The sequence below is a fragment of the Nitrospira sp. NS4 genome (assembly GCF_049546785.1).
Lineage (GTDB): Bacteria > Nitrospirota > Nitrospiria > Nitrospirales > Nitrospiraceae > Nitrospira_D.
This window is the reverse complement of sequence record NZ_JBMWAN010000003.1, coordinates 226178-242678: the sequence shown is the minus strand read 5'-3', so window position 1 is coordinate 242678 and position 16501 is coordinate 226178. Positions and strand designations below refer to the sequence as shown.

Below are 16501 nucleotides of genomic sequence, written 5' to 3'. Positions count from 1 at the left end.
CTCTACCCCACTTTTGGCACGCCGATTCGGATAGATGCCTTGCACCTATCTATGTATTGGTGTTCCCGCTGAAGCTTTACCCGCGGACGAAGGGATTTGTCTGTGTCGATAGGGCACCCAGAACTTATTGCTGCCATCACCTCCGAAATCGCCACGTCGGGTCCCATCCCGTTTGTGCGGTTTATGGAGCTGGCGCTCTATCACCCGCAATTCGGCTACTACATGCGTCCGCCTGAGTCTGGCGCTGAACGGATCGGCTGGTCGGGCGATTTCTATACCAGCTCAGACGTGCATCCGATTCTTGGCCAGGCGCTGGCGAAGCAGGCCAGGCAGCTCGACAAGCTCCTGGGCCACCCCGATCCCTTCACGGTTGTCGAGATGGGCCCGGGCAAAGGGTTGCTCGCCAAACATTTCCTCTCAGCCTGTCGCACGCAGGCCGATGACTCGTTCAGCCAACGCCTGCGCTACGTGCTGATCGAGCGCAGCCCCGCCATGCGGGACCTGCAACGCGCCAACCTGCTCCATGGGTTAGTCGAACCCGGCCGCATCACGTGGGTTGAGAGCCTTGCTGATCTTAAACCAGGCAGCATCACAGGGCTCTTCTTCAGCAATGAATTACCCGATGCCTTCCCTGTCCACCGGATTCAGGTCGAACAGGAACAGATTCGGGAAATCTATGTGGACTACGACGGCGCTCGCTTCGTCGAACGTCTCCGGCCGCTGTCCTCCCCCGCGATACAGGATTATCTGGCGCGGCTGAACCTCTCGCTTCCTGACGGCTACCAGACCGAGGTCAACCTTGAGGCCGTCCGCTGGATGGCCCAGGTCTCCCGCGCGATCGACCGCGGCCTTGCCATTACGATCGATTACGGTCACACGGCGCAGGATCTGTACGGACCAGACCGGGCGAAGGGCACACTGCTCTGTTACTACTCGCAGATGACGAACGAGGATCCCTATGTCCGGGTCGGTCAGCAGGACATGACCGCACATGTGGATTTCTCCACCCTGGCTACAGTCGGGGAAGAGCACGGACTGCACGTCACAGGATTTACAAACCAGATGAGCTTTTTGATGGGGCTGGGGGTGGAAGAGATGGTCGCGCACATGGACCCCGAAGGGCCCGAGTTTCGCGCCGCCATCCATCTCATGAGACCCGAAGGCATGGGCCGGACATTCAAAGTGCTGATTCAGCACAAGGGGATCGCCGCCCCGACCCTTGACGCCCTGGCGTTCAAGCCGTTCTTCGGCACAGCCCTGGCCGTACCATCCGCGGCATAGAAATCATTGGAAACCGTATGGTTCACTCAATAACTAACACCGCATTACCCATCACTCTTCACTCCTCACGGGGCATCCATGGGTAACGCGGCAATGCCGGCGAATTACGTTCCGATTCTGGTGTTTATCGGAGTCGCGATTGCCTTCGGCGCCGTGTCGCTGCTGGCCGGATGGGTTGTCAGACCCAGCCGCCCCTACCGCGCCAAGCTGGCCCCTTATGAGAGCGGGAGTCCGCTCTTCCAGGATGCGCGCGTGCAGTTCCCGATGCGGTACTACATCATCGCGATGCTGTTCGTGATCTTCGACATCGAAATTGTGTTCATGTTTCCCTGGGCCGTCGCGTTCAACAAATTGGGCTTTGTCGGGCTGGCCGAAATGGCCATGTTTATCGGCATCCTGGTTGTGGGATTTTGGTACGCCTGGAAAAAAGGCGCTCTCGAATGGGATTAGGCGAGAGGCACGAGGCTAGAGGGGATGCCCCCCTTGCCCCAAGCCTCTCCCCCCTAGCCTGGAGTTGGACTTATGAGCTTTTTAGAACGGCAGTTCGAAGCCAATATCATCACGACGAATCTCGACGCGGTCGTGAATTGGTCCCGGAAATCGGCGCTCTGGCCGATGACCTTCGGACTGGCCTGCTGCGCGATTGAAATGATCGCCAGCGTGTCGTCCCGCTACGATCTCGACCGGTTCGGAGCCGGCGTCTTTCGCGCCTCTCCCCGTCAATCGGACCTGATGATCGTGGCCGGCACGGTGTCACGCAAGATGGCCCCGGTCATTCGCCGCATCTACGATCAGATGCCCGAACCCCGGTACGTCATTTCGATGGGGTCCTGCGCGACGTCCGGGAACCATTACAACAGCTACGCAGTCGTGCAGGGCGTCGATCAGATTGTGCCGGTGGATGTCTATGTGCCGGGCTGCCCGCCGAGGCCGGAAGCGCTGCTCGACGGGCTGTTGAAACTGCAAGAAAAGATTCAACGCGAAAAAGTCTTTGTGAAGTAATGCTGCAAGACCTGGCTGAACGGCTACAAAAACAGTTCCCGGACGCCATTCTGTCCGTCGATCTCGATGAGAGTCGCGGAGAGCTGTCCGCTCGGGTGCGCGCCTCCGCGATCCTCCAGGTCGCCCGCTATCTCCACGACGCGCCCGACATGGCCTTCGACCATATTACGGATATCTGTTCGGCCGACTACCCGTCGGACCAGGACCGCTTCGAAGTCATCTATCAGCTGCTCTCGCTGCCGCAGGGGCTCCGGATCCGCCTGAAAGCCCGCCTGCCGGAGGACAACCCGTCCATCGCGTCCGTCACCGGCGTGTGGCGGGGCGCGGAATTCCTCGAACGTGAAGTCTACGACATGATGGGGATTACGTTTACCGGCCACCCGGACCTGCGCCGGATTCTGATGCCGGAAGATTATACCGAGGGCTACCCGCTCCGGAAAGATTTTCCGGCGGAGGGCCGGGGCTGGCGCAGCCAGTTCGATTTCATCCCGCGCCTGGACGAAGCGCCCGAAGAGACGACCGGGAGCGAGTTTACCGAGGCCGAAAAGAAACCCTTCCGCGCAAGCCCCGGCACCACCGGAACACGCCGGCGGGAAGAGCTGCTGTTGAACATGGGCCCGCAACATCCCAGCACCCACGGCGTCTTGCGCGTCGTCTTGGAGCTCGACGGCGAACGGATCGTGAAAGCGACGCCCGACCTCGGCTATCTCCACCGCGGTGTGGAAAAACTCGCCGAGGGCCTGGCCTATATGCAGGTTATCCCGCATACCGACCGTCTCGACTATGTCTGTGCGATGGCCAATAACTATGCCTATGTCAGAGCGGTCGAGAAGCTGCTCGGGATCACCGTCCCGGAACGGGCGGAATATATCCGCACTATCGTTGCCGAGATGCAGCGCATCATCGGACACCTGTTCTGGCTGGGGACGCAGGCTCTCGATATCGGCGCCATGACCGTGTTCTTCTGGACGTTCCGCGAGCGCGAGATTCTGCTCGACATGTTCGAGAAACTCTGCGGAGCGCGCCTCACGCTGAACTACTACCGGATCGGAGGCGTCGACAGCGACTTCACGCCCGATCTCGTGCTGCGGCTCAAGACATTCCTCGAGACGTTCCCCCAGAAGGTGAGCGAATATGATTCGCTGATCGCCTCCAATCGCATCTGGCTGGGCCGGACCAAGAACGTGGCCGTGATTTCCGGAGAGGACGCGATCAATTTCGGGCTCACCGGGCCCACCCTTCGCGGGTCCGGCGTGGCCTACGACATTCGCAAGATGGAGCCCTACGGGGTCTACGACAAGGTCGATTGGGAAGTGCCGATCGGCAAGAACGGCGACACCTACGACCGGTATTGGGTGCGGATGGAGGAAATGCGCCAGAGCGCGCGCATCATCGCGCAATGCCTCGACCTGTTGCCGTCCGGCCCCATCATCGCCGACGAGCCGCAGTATATCCCGCCGCCCAAACAGCTGGTCATGCGGGACATGGAGAGCCTGATCCATCATTTCATCATCTTTACGCAAGGATTCAAGCCGCCGAAAGCCGAGACCTATTGCGGCACCGAGGCCCCGAAAGGCGAGCTGGGGTTCTTCATCATCAGCGACGGCAGCCCCCGTCCTTATCGATTGAAGATCCGCTCGCCCTCCTTTATTCATATGGGCGCGTTCGATCACATGGCTCGCGGGTATTTGATTTCCGACATCATCACGATCTTCGGGACCTATGACATCGTGATGGGAGAGTGCGACCGATGAAACAAAAGCGAACGGCGAATGGCGTATGGCGTATGGGTCGGACCACATGCTCCATGCCTTGCCATCACCAATCTGCCGTCGGCTCTTGAGGCGGAACTACATATGTTGCGCGATAAGTACCGAGCTGAAATTGATGAAATTCTGAGCCGCTATCCGGTCAAACGGTCGGCGCTGATTCCGTTGCTCTATCTCGCGCAGCGCGAGCAGGGCTACATCACGGAAGCGTCGATGACGGAGATTGCCGGGATCCTGAAATTGACGCCTCCGCAGGTTTACGAAACGGCGACCTTCTACACGATGCTGAATCTGAAGAAGGTGGGGAAGTTTCACATTCAGGTGTGTAAATCGCTCATGTGCGCACTGGTGGGTTCGGATACCGTCATCGGCTGGATGAAAACCAAGCTCGGCATTGCTCCGGGCGAAACGACGGCGGATGGACTCTTCACGCTCACCGCCGTCGAATGTCTGGCGGCCTGCGGCACCGCGCCCATGATGCAAATCAACGACGACTATTACGAGCGGCTGACGGAGGAGAAGGTCGATCGCATCCTGGCCGACCTGCGCACCGCCGGAGCCAGTGCGTTGAAGAGCGGCCCCTATCTGTGGCCGGAGCCGGCAAAACCGGGAGCGTGAATCGTGAAGCGCATCTCCTCATTCGCAAATATGAGTTGGCCAGGATCGCGCTTCACGAGCGACGCTTCACGAACAACGGGTTGTTGAAATGCCCAAGCACGAACTCATCCTTCTGAAAAATATGATGCAGCCGGGCTATACCGGCTCGCTCAAAGATTATGAGCAGACCGGCGGCTATCAGGCGCTCCGGAACACGCTCGGCAAAATCGCTCCGACGGACGTGACAGGTACCGTCATGAAGTCCGGCCTGCGCGGGCGCGGCGGGGCGGGTTTCCCGACCGGCGTCAAGTGGGGATTTCTCCCCAAGGACTACCAGGGGCCTCGCTATCTCTGCTGCAACGCCGATGAAAGCGAGCCCGGCACGTTTAAGGATCGTCAACTGATGGAGCGCGATCCGCACCAGGTCCTCGAAGGTATCGTGCTCGCCTGCTATGCCATCGGGGCGCAATCGGCTTATATCTACATTCGAGGCGAGATGGTGCTCGGCTCGAAGATCCTGGAGCAGGCCATCGGCGAAGCCCGCGCCGCCGGCTATATCGGCAGGAACATTCTGGGAACGGGTATCACCGTCGATGTGTGGGTTCATCGCGGGGCCGGCGCCTATATCTGCGGCGAGGAAACCGCGCTGCTCGAATCGCTGGAAGGCAAACGCGGGCTGCCGCGCGTGAAGCCGCCCTTCCCGGCGACGCACGGCCTTTACAATAAACCGACGGTCGTGAACAATGTGGAGACGCTGGCCAACCTGCCGCACATTCTCACGCGCGGCCCCGAATGGTTTGCCGGAATCGGATCTCCCCCCAAGAGCACCGGCACCCGCGTCTTCTGCGTCAGCGGCCATGTGAAACGTCCCGGCAATTATGAACTGCCGATGGGCGTGACCGTCCGTGAACTCGTCTACGAGCATGCGGGGGGCATGCGTTCCGACAAGCCCTTGAAGGCCTTTATCCCGGGAGGCGCCTCGGCGCCGTTCCTGACGCCCGATCATTTAGATGTGAAATTGGACTTCGAATCCGTCGCGGCCGCCGGCTCGATGCTCGGATCAGGCGGCGTCACCGTCATGGAGGAAGGCACCAGCATGGTCTGGGCCGCGCTCCGCCTGATGGAATTTTTCTACCATGAGTCCTGCGGCAAGTGCACTCCCTGTCGCGAAGGCAGTTCCTGGCTCGTCCAGACCATGCGCCGGATCGTCGCCAAGCGGGGCCAGATGCAGGACCTTGAAACCCTCACAGATCTGTGCAAGAACATCGCGGGCCGCACGGTCTGCGCCTTCGGCGACGCCGAAGTCTCGCCGATCATGAGTACGCTGAAACATTGGCGGCACGAATACGTGACCCTCATCCGCGAGGCGGAGGCGGCCAATTTGATACGCCCGGAGTCGACAGGAGCCCGACACTGATCCATGCCTGACCGAACCGCCGATATGGTGCGTTTGACGATCGACGGCACCACTGTGTCCGTCCCGAAAGGCACGCTCGTGATCGAAGCGGCGCGCCGCGTCGGGGTGATGATCCCGCATTTCTGCTACCATCCGAAGCTGAAGCCGGATGCGAATTGCCGGATGTGCCTGGTCGAAGTCGAGAAAATGCCGAAGCTCCAGACCGCCTGCAGCACGCCGGTGGCGGAAGGCATGAGCGTCCGGACGGCCACGACGGTCGTGAACGACGCGCACAAGTCGGTGCTGGAATTTATCCTGGCGAACCATCCGCTGGACTGTCCGGTGTGCGACCAGGGCGGGCGCTGCGATCTGCAGGACTTCTCCCATCAGTACACCCCGACCACGAGCCGGTTCGCCGAAACCAAGCGCATCTTCCAGAAGGAATATTTCAGTCCGCTCATCGAGACCCAGATGAACCGCTGCGTCCAGTGCCTGCGCTGCGTGCGCTATTGCGACGAGGTCATGGACGTCAAAGCCCTGGCCCCAGTCGGCCGCGGGACGATGACGGAGATCAAATATTTCGGGGCGCATCCGCTGGACTGCGAATTCTGCGGCGGCTGCGTCCAGATCTGCCCGGTCGGCGCCATCACCAGCCGGCTGTCCATGTATGAATACCGCCCCTGGATGCTGAAACGCGCCGATACCATCTGCGGCTACTGCGGCGACGGCTGCCAGATCACCGTCCAGACCAAGAACAACCAGTTGATCGAAGTGAATTCCGCCCACGGCGCGGGACGCAACAACGGCGACCTCTGCGCGAAGGGATTTTTCGGCTTTCATGCCGCCAGCCATCCCGAGCGGCTGACCCATCCGCTGATCCGGCGCAACGGCGCCCTTGTTCAGGCCACCTGGGATGAGGCGTTGGAATTCATCGCGGCCGAGGCCAGCCGCATCAAGCAGGACCACGGGGGGCAGGCATTCGGCGGCCTGATCACCAGCCGCTGCACCAACGAAGAACTGTATCTGTTCCAGAAGTTCCTCCGCCTCGCGGTCGGCACGAACAACATCGACAGCAGCGCCCGCTACGGCCACATGAACGCCGTGCAGGCGATGCGGCGGGTTCAGGGCATCTCCCGCTGGAGCGTGACCTTCGAGGATCTCGCCGCGGCGGATGTGCTGCTCCTGGTCGGGACGAACATCACGGAAACCAATCCGATCACCGGGCTCAAGATCAAGGAGGCCGTCAAGAAACGGCAGGCCACGCTCGTCACGATCGAATCGCTCCGGCCTGCGGTCGGCACGATCAGCAACATCGCCAATTTATCGCAGCATCATTTCTGCGTGGCGCCGGCCCAGCTCACGACCGCGATGCTCGGTCTGCTGAAAGCCGTGGTGGAACAGGGCCTGATCGCACCGGATCTGACCCGGCACCAATCGAAATACGTGACCGCCGTCACCGCCCGGCTCCAGTCTCTGGCATGGCCGGACATCCAGGCCGCCACCGGAATGGACATGGAGGCCTATATTTCTGCCGCCAAAGCGCTGGCCGGCGGGAAACGCGTGGTCGCCGTGGCCGGACAGGGCCTTCTCCGGGGCGAGCAGGGCTATGCCGGCGCGATGAACCTGTTCGATCTGCTGCTGCTCATCGGCAAACTCGATCAACCGGGCTGCGGGTTCGCCCCCCTGGCGGAGGAGAACAACGATCAAGGCGCGATTGAAATGGGCGCGGTCGCCGAGTTCTTGCCGGGTCCGTCCGAGATCACGGACCGCACCGGACGGGACCGTGTCGCCAACCTCTGGAAGGAAGAGCCGCCTCAGAACCGCGGATCCTCGCTGGTCGACATGTTGGATCGTGCCGGAGCGGGCATCCTGAAGGCCATGTTTATCGTCGGGGAAAATCCGATAACCAGCCTTCCGACGACCATGCGCGTGCGCGAATCCCTCGCACAATTGGACCTGCTTGTGTGCCAGGAACTTTTCCTGACCGAGACCGCCGCCCTGGCGCACGTCGTCCTGCCCGTGTGCTCATCGCTGGAAAAGGACGGCACCTTCACCAATGCGGAAGGCCACGTGCAAGCAGTTCGAAAGACCGTCGAACCGGCCGGCGAGAGCTGCCCGGACTGGGAAATCTTCTCTGCCCTCTCCGGGTTGATGGGAACCCCCTTGGAGTATGGCGAGAGCCGGGAGATTCTCAAGGAGATCCGGAGCCTCATTCCCGGATACGGATCACTCGGCCCGGCGCCGGTGCCGCAGAGAGTCGAGCGTGCGGCCATCGACCGCTACCTCGCGCAGGGGTTTGAACAGGATCTCGCCGCCCGCTATCACGTGACCGCCGCGGCCCCGCGACCGGACGGCACCGTGCAGATCCACCTTGCGCAAAGCCTGTTTCACTCCGGCAAACTGTCCACGCGCGCGAAGGGGCTGCTGCAAATTGAGGGGCGGGGCTACCTCCGGATCAATCCGCAAGACGCCGCCCGCTTCTCGCTGGTGGACGGCAACCGCGTCTGCCTCTCGAACGCGAGGGGCGAGGTCACCACGGACGTCAAGGTGCTTGACCGTGTGCCGGAGGGGCAGGCATGGTTCCCCGATCACTTCGCGCAGGACATCATTGCCCTGTTCGACTGTGCGATCGATCCGGATACCAAGGCGCCCTCGATCCGGGCCACTTCGGTATCCATGGTGAAAGTGTCGTAATATGCGCGCGCGATCAGGACATCGCCGTATCTCGTTTGCGATTGCATCGATGTCGTTGGCCAGGGTTTCGTACCATGAATCTGAGGATGTTCGTCATCCGTTAATCCAGGGGTGCCATCGTGACTGAACTAGGCTTGCGCCTTGCCGTGTCTCTCGCCCAGATCGCTGCGGTCATGGGCATTGTGATGTTGACCGTGATGATCCTGACGCTCGCCGAACGGAAAGTGCTCGGATGGATGCAGGATCGGATGGGCCCGATGGAAGTCGGACCCTACGGCATTCTGCAACCGATCGCCGACGGCCTGAAGCTGTTCTTCAAGGAAGATATCGTGCCCGCCGGCGCGAACAAGTTCATGTTCACGCTGGCCCCGATCCTGGCGATGGTGCCGGCGATGATCGGCTTTGCCGTCATCCCCTTCGGCCCCGACCAAACGATCGACGTGTTCGGCATCACCGTCAAGCCATTCGTGATCAGCGATATCAACATCGGCATTCTCTACATCCTGGCCTTCGCCTCCATCGGCGCCTACGGCATCATCCTGGGCGGCTGGGCCTCGAACAGCAAATACTCGCTGCTCGGCGGACTGCGGTCGGCGGCGCAGGTCATCAGCTACGAATTGAACGTCGGACTCGCCATCGTCGGCGTGCTGATCATGGCGGGCTCGCTGAGCCTCGTGAAGATCACCGAAGCCCAGGCCGGAGGATTCTGGCACTGGTATGTGTTTGCCTTCCCGGCCCCGCAGATTTTCGCCTTCGTCGTGTACGTGATCTCGGCCGTGGCTGAAACCAACCGCGTGCCGTTCGACCTGCCGGAAGCGGAGAGCGAACTGGTCGCGGGATTCTTCACGGAATACAGCGGCATGCGCTTCGCGTTCTTCTTCATCGCCGAATACGCCAACATGGTGCTGGTCTCGTGCGTGGCCGCCGCGATGTTCCTCGGCGGATGGAATGCCCCCTATCCCGGCACCATCCTCGCCCAACTCGGGCTGGGCGGCTTCGCCTGGATCGAGGGCGTGGCCTGGTTCACCGTGAAGGTCTATTTCTTCCTGTTCCTGTTCTTCTGGCTGCGGGCCACGCTGCCGCGCCTGCGCTACGATCAGCTGATGAAGTTCGGCTGGAAAGTCATGTTGCCGATCGCGCTGGGCAACATCGTCGTGACGGCCATTGCGATGTACATCTATAACCAGTTCAAGTAGCGACCGACGCACACGATGACACAGACCACCGGCACACAGCGCCTCATCGGCTGGCTCAAGACCATCACGTTCTACGAACTGTTGGTGGGCATGAAGGCCACGATGTCGCACCTGCTGCATTACCGGCCGATCACGCTGCAGTACCCGCACGAGAAGCGGACCCTGCCGGACAACTATCGCGGCATGCTGGCGCTGCTCCGCTACGACGACGGGACGGAGAAATGCGTGGGGTGCGATCTGTGCGAAGCCGCCTGTCCGTCGCGGGTCATTCGCGTCGTCAGCGCGGAAGTGCCGGGGGAGCCGACGAAGCGCTACTCCAAAGAATATTACATGGACATGACGCGCTGCCTCTTCTGCGGGATGTGCGTCGATGCCTGCCCGGTCGATGCGCTCGGCATGACCCGGGAATTTGAATGGGCCGTGTACGACAAGCGGCAACTCCATCTGAACAAGCAGCAGCTGCTCGCCATCGGGGACCGATCGTTCCCGGTGCGTGAAAAGCGCCTGGAGTTGCAACATCCGAACGTCGCCTTCTTCAACGTGGCGTTCAAGCACGTGCCGCAGAAACCGAACTGAGGCCTGAACGCTGAGCCGGCTTCCCCCGCGGGTGCGCACAGGGGGAGGTGCGGGAGTGACCGGCCTGTGCCTGGAGAGAGCGGGACAACCGTCCCGCCCAAGGAGAGACGTGGATCAGTTGTTTTTCGGATATTTCGCCGGGGTCATTGCCGTGACGGCCGTCCTGGTCGTCGCGCTCAGGAACCCCGTCTATAGCGCCCTCTCCCTGCTGGTGATGTTTTTTCACGTCGCCGGGCTCTATGTCACGCTCCATGCCGAGTTTCTCGCGGCCGTCCAGATCATTGTCTACGCCGGCGCAATTCTGGTGCTGTACCTCTTCGTCGTGATGCTGCTCAATCTCCATCGCGACGACCGCTACCACAGCCAGTGGCGCAGCGTCGCCTTTGTCTGCGTCCCGCTGCTGATCGAATTCATGGTCCTGATCGCCGGCAGCATCGCGGCTGCGCCGCAATCCGTCGCACCGGCAGAGGCCGGAAGCGGCGAGAATACCCTGGCCATCGGCGAAGTGCTCTTTTCAACCTATCTTTTCCCCTTTGAAGTCGCCTCGCTGATCCTGCTGGTCGCGATGATCGGCGCGATTATCCTGGCGAAACGAGACATTGGGGAAGTGAAAAGTGAGGGGTGATCAGTGATGAGCGTGCAAAGACCGTCACTTCATAACATGCCTGTCACCCATCACCCGTCACCCATCACGGGAGCGCTATGACCGTACCAGTGACCTACTATCTCATCTTGAGCGCGGTGGTCTTCCTCACCGGCATGGTCGGGGTGCTGATCCGGCGGAACATCATCGCGATCCTGCTGTCGGTCGAACTGATGTTGAACGCCACGAACATCAACTTCGTCGCCTTCTCCGAGCATCTCCACGATCTCGGCGGCCAGGTCTTTGTCTTTTTTGCGCTCACGGTGGCCGCCGCGGAAGTCGCGGTGGGATTGGCCATCATCATCGCCCTGCACCGGGCCAAAGATACGATCAACGTGGAAGAGTTCAGTTTGCTGAAGTGGTAACCAGACGATGTATGCGCTGATTCCATTACTTCCCCTGGCCGCCTTCCTCGTGCTCGGCCTGGCCGGCTCACGGATCAAGGAACGGGCGCATCTGGTCGCTGTCCCGGCGGTCGTGGTGTCGTGGGTCCTCGCCGTGGCGGCCTTCATCGAAGTCGCGCAAGGAAGGGTGATCGCCCAGCCCCTGTACACCTGGATGACCTCGGGGCTGCTCGACATTCACATCGGGCTCTATATTGATCGCCTGACGGCGGTCATGCTGTTGCTCGTCACGACGGTCAGCTCGCTCGTCCATATCTATACCATCGGGTACATGCACGGAGAGACGGGTTACGCGCGGTTCTTCAGCTACATCGCGCTCTTTACCTTTTCGATGCTGATGCTGGTGCTCGCCGATAATTTGTTACAGCTGTTCGTCTTCTGGGAAGCCGTCGGCCTCTGTTCCTATCTTTTGATCGGCCATTGGTATGAGCGGGGTTCGGCCTGCGCCGCGGCGACCAAGGCCTTCCTCGTCAATCGCGTGGGCGACTTCGGCTTCATGCTGGGCCTCCTGCTGGTCTGGACCAGTTTCGGCACGCTGAATTATCTGGAGATCTTCCCCGCCGCCCACGAGGCCGCCAATCAGACCATCAATCTGCTGGGCCCCTTCGGCGGCACCTGGGACGTGTCGGTGTTCACGCTCATCTGCCTGCTCCTGTTCACCGGCGCGATCGGCAAATCCGCACAAGTGCCGTTGCACGTTTGGCTCCCGGATGCAATGGAAGGCCCCACGCCCATTTCGGCGCTGATCCACGCCGCGACCATGGTCACGGCCGGCGTCTTCATGGTGGCCAGGCTGGCCCCGCTCTACAATTTGTCCCCGACCGCGATGACCGTCGTCGCGCTGGTCGGAGCCGCCACCATGGTCCTCGGGGCCACGATCGCCCTCACCCAAACCGATATCAAGCGCGTGGTCGCCTACTCCACCGTGAGCCAGCTCGGCTACATGGTGATGGCCTGCGGCCTCGGCGCCTATACAGCAGGGATGTATCATCTGCTCACCCATGGGGCCTTCAAGGCGTTGCTCTTCCTGGGATGCGGGTCCGTCATCGTCGCGCTGCACCATGAGCAGGACATGCGGCACATGGGCGGGTTGAAGGACAAGCTCCCCGTCACCTACTGGACATTCGTCGTCGGCTCGCTGGCGCTGGCCGGCTTTCCGCTGACCGCCGGCTTCTTCAGCAAAGATGATCTGCTCGTCTCGGCCTGGTCATCCGGATCATTAGGACAGATCCTCACGATTCTTGGACTGCTCACAGCCTTGATGACGGCGTTCTACAGTTTCCGGCTGGTCTTCGTGACCTTCTGGGGGCCGTCGCACGTGGATCCGCATCACGCCAAACACATTCATGAGCCGTCAAAAACCATCACGATGCCGCTGATCGTGCTGGCCGTACTGAGCATCGTCGCCGGCTACATCGGCATTCCGTCGTTCCTGGAGCCGGTGTTCGCCCACGGCGAAGGCGGGGCTACTCCTCATGACCATGGGGCGGCCGGACTCGGCATTATGATCGTCGCCACACTGATGGGCCTCACCGGGATCGCCGGCGCCTACTACGTGTATGTGCTGAATCCCCACCTGCCGGACCAGTTCGCCCGTCAATGGAAGAGCCTCTACGAGGGATCGCTGAACAAGTGGTACGTGGACGAAGCCTACGACCGGGCCTTCGTCCGGCCGACGTTTACCGCGGCGGCGGAAATGTGGAAGCGCATCGACGTCGCGATCATTGATGGCGCCGTGAACGGCGTGGCCCGCGGGATCGCCTGGGGCGGATGGCTGCTGCGCCTGGTGCAAAGCGGACAGACGCAGCATTACGCCCTGGCGATGGCGCTCGGCGTGGTGATTCTGGTCACAGTCTTTCTGGTGTTTTGAGGGCCTATGCAATCGGGCGGGTTTCCCTGGCTGACATTTCTGATCCTCATTCCGATCGCCGGCTCGGCCGCGCTGTTCTTCGTCAAGGAGACCAGCGTCCGCATGGCCGCGCTCGGCATTACTCTGGCCGATCTGCTCTTGTCGCTCCCGCTCTGGTGGTTGTTCGACGCCTCGTCGAGCCAGATGCAGTTCGCCGAGGACGCCGTCTGGATCTCCTCGCCGCCGGTGCACTATCACCTCGGCCTGGACGGGATCAGCCTGCCGCTCGTCTTGATGACGACCGTCCTGATGCCGCTGTGCGTCTCGATTTCCTGGCGTTCGATCGAATCACGGATCCGCAGCTTCATGGCGATGCTGCTGATCATGGAAGGCGCGATGATCGGCGTGTTCGCCGCGCTGGATTTCGTGCTCTTTTATGTCTTCTGGGAAGCGATGCTGATCCCGATGTATCTGCTGATCGGCGTCTGGGGCGGACCGAACCGGTTGTATGCCGCCATCAAGTTCTTCCTCTACACCCTGGCCGGCAGCGTGCTGCTGCTGGTAGCGATCATCGCTCTCTACTTCCAGGGCGGCCACACCTTCGACATTGTCCAACTGAGCCAGCAAACCTATTCGGCCCGGCTCCAGTTCTGGCTGTTCCTGGCCTTCTTCGCCGCCTTTGCGGTGAAGGTGCCGATGTTTCCGTTCCACACCTGGTTGCCGGACGCCCACGTGGAAGCGCCGACCGCCGGCAGCGTCATCCTTGCCAGCGTCCTGCTCAAGATGGGCACCTACGGCTTCCTGCGTTTCAGCCTGCCTATGCTGCCCGACGCTTCACAGGGCTTTACCCCGATGATCGTGACGCTCTCGATCATTGCCATCATCTACGGCGCCTACATGGCCCTGGCACAGGCGGATCTCAAGAAGCTCATCGCCTATTCCAGCGTCAGCCACATGGGGTTTGTCACGCTGGGGTTGTTCATGTTCAATCAGCAGGGCATCGAAGGCGCGGTGATGCAGATGGTCAACCACGGCATTACCACCGGCGGCCTCTTCCTCTGCGTCGGCGTGATCTATGAACGGACCCACAGCCGCCAGATTGCCGACAACGTCGGCCTCACCAAACCGATGCCCCGCTACGCGACGCTGCTGGTGATTTTCGCCCTCTCCTCGCTCGGACTCCCCGGCACCAACAGTTTTGTCGGCGAATTCATGGTGCTGGTCGGAACCTTCCTCTGGAGCAAGCTGGCAGCCGCCATCGCCTCGCTGGGAATCATCCTGGCCGCCGCTTACATCCTCTGGATGGTCCAGCGGGTGGCCTTCGGCGTACCGTTAGCCAAGTTTCTCCCCAAACTGAAGGATCTCGATCAGCGCGAGATGATGACCTTGATCCCGCTGGTCGTGCTGGTGTTCTGGATCGGCCTGTTTCCCAACCCGATTCTCACCCGCATGCATGCCTCGGTCACGAATGTGGTCGCCCGCGCGACCACGGCGCCACGGGAATCTCCGACCTCCACCGGGCGAGTGACTCCGCCGACCGCTCCGGTCCATGGAGCCCAAACAGTTCAGGTAATGGAGGAAGCGGCACGTCCATGACGATCTCGGCCCACGATCTGTTTGCCATCCTGCCGGAATTGTTGGTGATTTTTGCGGCTTGCGCCGTCCTGGCACTGGATCCCGTCACGCCTGCGTCGAAGAAAGACGGTCTGGCCTGGCTCAGCCTGGCCACCATGGCCATCTGCATGGGGCTGACCGCGGCCCGCATGAGCGATCCGACCACGGCGTTCGGCGGGCTGGTCGTGATCGATGCCTATTCCTGTTTTTGGAAACTGCTGCTGTACTTTGTGACCGGGCTGACCATTCTGTTGTCCTTCCCCTATTTGAAGGAAGAGCGAATCTATTTCGGCGAGTACTACGGATTTGTCCTACTGGCCTTGGCCGGCATGATGGTCATGGTCTCCGGCGCCGATATGCTGACGATCTATCTCGGGACTGAGCTCATGTCCCTCTCGCTCTATGTGATGGCGGGCTTGAAACGAACGGAGCCCCGGTCCCTGGAAGCCTCGGCCAAATACTTCGTCCTCGGCGCCTTTTCCTCCGGCATCCTGCTGTACGGCATTTCCCTGCTGTACGGCGCAGCCGGCAGCACTCAGCTTCCCGCCATTGCCGCCGCCATCGCCGGGCGCAGCCTGAACGATCCGCTCCTCTTGTTCGCCACTATCCTCATTGCGGTGGGGTTCAGCTTCAAGCTCGCGGTGGTGCCGTTCCATATGTGGACACCGGACGTCTATCAGGGAGCCCCGACGTCCGTCACCGCCTTCATGGCCGTGGCATCGAAAGCCGCCAGCTTCGGCGCCTTCGTGCGGGTCTTTGTGGAGGGACTCGGAGGCGTCAAGGCAAACTGGGCCGCGATCTTCCTGCTGCTCTGTATCGGCACGCTGGTATTGGGCAATATCGTCGCCCTCGTTCAAACGAATATTAAACGGATGCTGGCCTATTCGAGCATCGCCCACGCCGGGTACGCCTTGATCGGCGTGGTGGCGGCCGGTCGCCTCGATGCAGCCGACTCAGCCTCCGCCATCGCCAGCGTGATGCTCTACATCGCGCTCTATGCCTTCATGACCTTCGGCGCCTTTTCCATCGTCGCCATGTTGCGCAAGGGCGGCCTGGAGGGAGAAGAAATCGAAGACTACAGCGGCCTGGCGAAACGGCATCCAGTGGCTGCATTGTTGATGATGGTGTTCATGGTCTCGCTCGCCGGCATTCCGCCGACAGCGGGATTTATCGGGAAGTTCTATGTCTTCACGGCCGCGGTCCAGGCCGGGATGTCCTGGCTGGCGATCCTCGCCCTGGTGTTCGCCGCCATTTCCGCTTATTACTATTTGCGTCTCGTCATGGTGATGTATATGCGTGAGCCGGGCGAGGTGACAGCGACATCGCCGCGCTTCGTGCCCTCGCCGGCCTTGTCCATCGTGCTGGCCTGCGCCGTGGCCGGCGTGCTCTTCTTCGGGCTCTACCCCAATCCCATTGTGAGCTTGGCCACCCAGGCCGCGCTGACCCTGAAGTAAGGCTCCGGCTTATTGAAACTGGTGCG

14 protein-coding genes are annotated in these 16501 nt (G+C 61.2%); all 14 read left to right on the top strand.

Features of this window, described 5'->3' with window-relative positions; genetic code table 11:
• Positions 1–102: 102 nt before the first annotated feature.
• The 14 genes from ACO9S2_RS09825 to ACO9S2_RS09760 all read left to right on the top strand — a co-directional run bounded on the left by ACO9S2_RS09825 (position 103) and on the right by ACO9S2_RS09760 (position 16475).
• The gene (locus ACO9S2_RS09825; RefSeq protein ID WP_423721835.1) at positions 103–1281 is read left to right on the top strand and encodes a class I SAM-dependent methyltransferase; all 1179 of its coding nucleotides are present in this window, start codon (positions 103–105) and stop codon (positions 1279–1281) included.
• A gap of 78 nt (positions 1282–1359) precedes the next feature.
• Positions 1360–1731 carry an NADH-quinone oxidoreductase subunit A gene (locus ACO9S2_RS09820; protein WP_423721834.1) on the top strand — a complete coding sequence of 124 codons (372 nt, stop codon included), beginning with the start codon at positions 1360–1362 and terminating at the stop codon, positions 1729–1731.
• 72 nt (positions 1732–1803) lie between these two features.
• Positions 1804–2283: an NADH-quinone oxidoreductase subunit B gene (locus tag ACO9S2_RS09815; protein ID WP_423721833.1), complete on the top strand. Its 480-nt coding sequence runs from the start codon at positions 1804–1806 to the stop codon at positions 2281–2283.
• The gene (gene nuoD / locus ACO9S2_RS09810) at positions 2283–4037 is read left to right on the top strand and encodes an NADH dehydrogenase (quinone) subunit D (RefSeq protein ID WP_423721832.1); all 1755 of its coding nucleotides are present in this window, start codon (positions 2283–2285) and stop codon (positions 4035–4037) included. The genes ACO9S2_RS09815 and nuoD overlap by 1 nt, the downstream gene beginning before the upstream one ends.
• Positions 4038–4139: 102 nt before the next feature.
• Positions 4140–4670, top strand: a complete 531-nt coding sequence (gene nuoE / locus ACO9S2_RS09805; RefSeq protein ID WP_423721831.1) for an NADH-quinone oxidoreductase subunit NuoE — start codon at positions 4140–4142, stop codon at positions 4668–4670.
• An 88-nt stretch (positions 4671–4758) separates the two neighbouring features.
• The gene (gene nuoF, locus ACO9S2_RS09800) at positions 4759–6066 is read left to right on the top strand and encodes an NADH-quinone oxidoreductase subunit NuoF (protein WP_423721830.1); all 1308 of its coding nucleotides are present in this window, start codon (positions 4759–4761) and stop codon (positions 6064–6066) included.
• 3 nt (positions 6067–6069) lie between these two features.
• Complete coding sequence (nuoG, locus tag ACO9S2_RS09795; RefSeq protein WP_423721829.1) at positions 6070–8739, top strand: NADH-quinone oxidoreductase subunit NuoG; 2670 nt, start codon at positions 6070–6072, stop codon at positions 8737–8739.
• Between the two features lie 116 nt (positions 8740–8855).
• Complete coding sequence (gene nuoH / locus ACO9S2_RS09790) at positions 8856–9935, top strand: NADH-quinone oxidoreductase subunit NuoH (RefSeq protein ID WP_423722485.1); 1080 nt, start codon at positions 8856–8858, stop codon at positions 9933–9935.
• A gap of 15 nt (positions 9936–9950) precedes the next feature.
• On the top strand, positions 9951–10511 hold the full coding sequence (gene nuoI / locus ACO9S2_RS09785; RefSeq protein ID WP_423721828.1) for an NADH-quinone oxidoreductase subunit NuoI: 561 nt from the start codon (positions 9951–9953) through the stop codon (positions 10509–10511).
• A 109-nt stretch (positions 10512–10620) separates the two neighbouring features.
• Entirely contained in the window at positions 10621–11136 is a 516-nt protein-coding gene (locus tag ACO9S2_RS09780) for an NADH-quinone oxidoreductase subunit J (protein ID WP_423721827.1), read from the top strand.
• A gap of 77 nt (positions 11137–11213) precedes the next feature.
• Positions 11214–11519, top strand: coding sequence for an NADH-quinone oxidoreductase subunit NuoK (nuoK, locus tag ACO9S2_RS09775; RefSeq protein WP_423721826.1), 306 nt, complete (start codon positions 11214–11216; stop codon positions 11517–11519).
• 7 nt (positions 11520–11526) lie between these two features.
• On the top strand, positions 11527–13428 hold the full coding sequence (gene nuoL, locus ACO9S2_RS09770) for an NADH-quinone oxidoreductase subunit L (RefSeq protein WP_423721824.1): 1902 nt from the start codon (positions 11527–11529) through the stop codon (positions 13426–13428).
• Between the two features lie 6 nt (positions 13429–13434).
• Positions 13435–15003, top strand: coding sequence for an NADH-quinone oxidoreductase subunit M (locus ACO9S2_RS09765; protein WP_423721823.1), 1569 nt, complete (start codon positions 13435–13437; stop codon positions 15001–15003).
• Positions 15000–16475 carry an NADH-quinone oxidoreductase subunit N gene (locus ACO9S2_RS09760; protein WP_423721822.1) on the top strand — a complete coding sequence of 492 codons (1476 nt, stop codon included), beginning with the start codon at positions 15000–15002 and terminating at the stop codon, positions 16473–16475. The genes ACO9S2_RS09765 and ACO9S2_RS09760 overlap by 4 nt, the downstream gene beginning before the upstream one ends.
• Positions 16476–16501 lie beyond the last annotated feature (26 nt).

Bases quoted from the DNA above. Each gene is read 5' to 3' on its own strand.
- ACO9S2_RS09820 (WP_423721834.1), top strand. From the start codon at position 1,360: ATGGGTAACGCGGCAATGCCGGCGAATTACGTTCCGATTCTGGTGTTT.
- ACO9S2_RS09815 (WP_423721833.1), top strand. From the start codon at position 1,804: ATGAGCTTTTTAGAACGGCAGTTCGAAGCCAATATCATCACGACGAAT.
- nuoD (WP_423721832.1), top strand. From the start codon at position 2,283: ATGCTGCAAGACCTGGCTGAACGGCTACAAAAACAGTTCCCGGACGCC.
- nuoE (WP_423721831.1), top strand. From the start codon at position 4,140: ATGTTGCGCGATAAGTACCGAGCTGAAATTGATGAAATTCTGAGCCGC.
- nuoF (WP_423721830.1), top strand. From the start codon at position 4,759: ATGCCCAAGCACGAACTCATCCTTCTGAAAAATATGATGCAGCCGGGC.
- nuoG (WP_423721829.1), top strand. From the start codon at position 6,070: ATGCCTGACCGAACCGCCGATATGGTGCGTTTGACGATCGACGGCACC.
- nuoI (WP_423721828.1), top strand. From the start codon at position 9,951: ATGACACAGACCACCGGCACACAGCGCCTCATCGGCTGGCTCAAGACC.
- nuoK (WP_423721826.1), top strand. From the start codon at position 11,214: ATGACCGTACCAGTGACCTACTATCTCATCTTGAGCGCGGTGGTCTTC.
- nuoL (WP_423721824.1), top strand. From the start codon at position 11,527: ATGTATGCGCTGATTCCATTACTTCCCCTGGCCGCCTTCCTCGTGCTC.
- ACO9S2_RS09765 (WP_423721823.1), top strand. From the start codon at position 13,435: ATGCAATCGGGCGGGTTTCCCTGGCTGACATTTCTGATCCTCATTCCG.
- ACO9S2_RS09760 (WP_423721822.1), top strand. From the start codon at position 15,000: ATGACGATCTCGGCCCACGATCTGTTTGCCATCCTGCCGGAATTGTTG.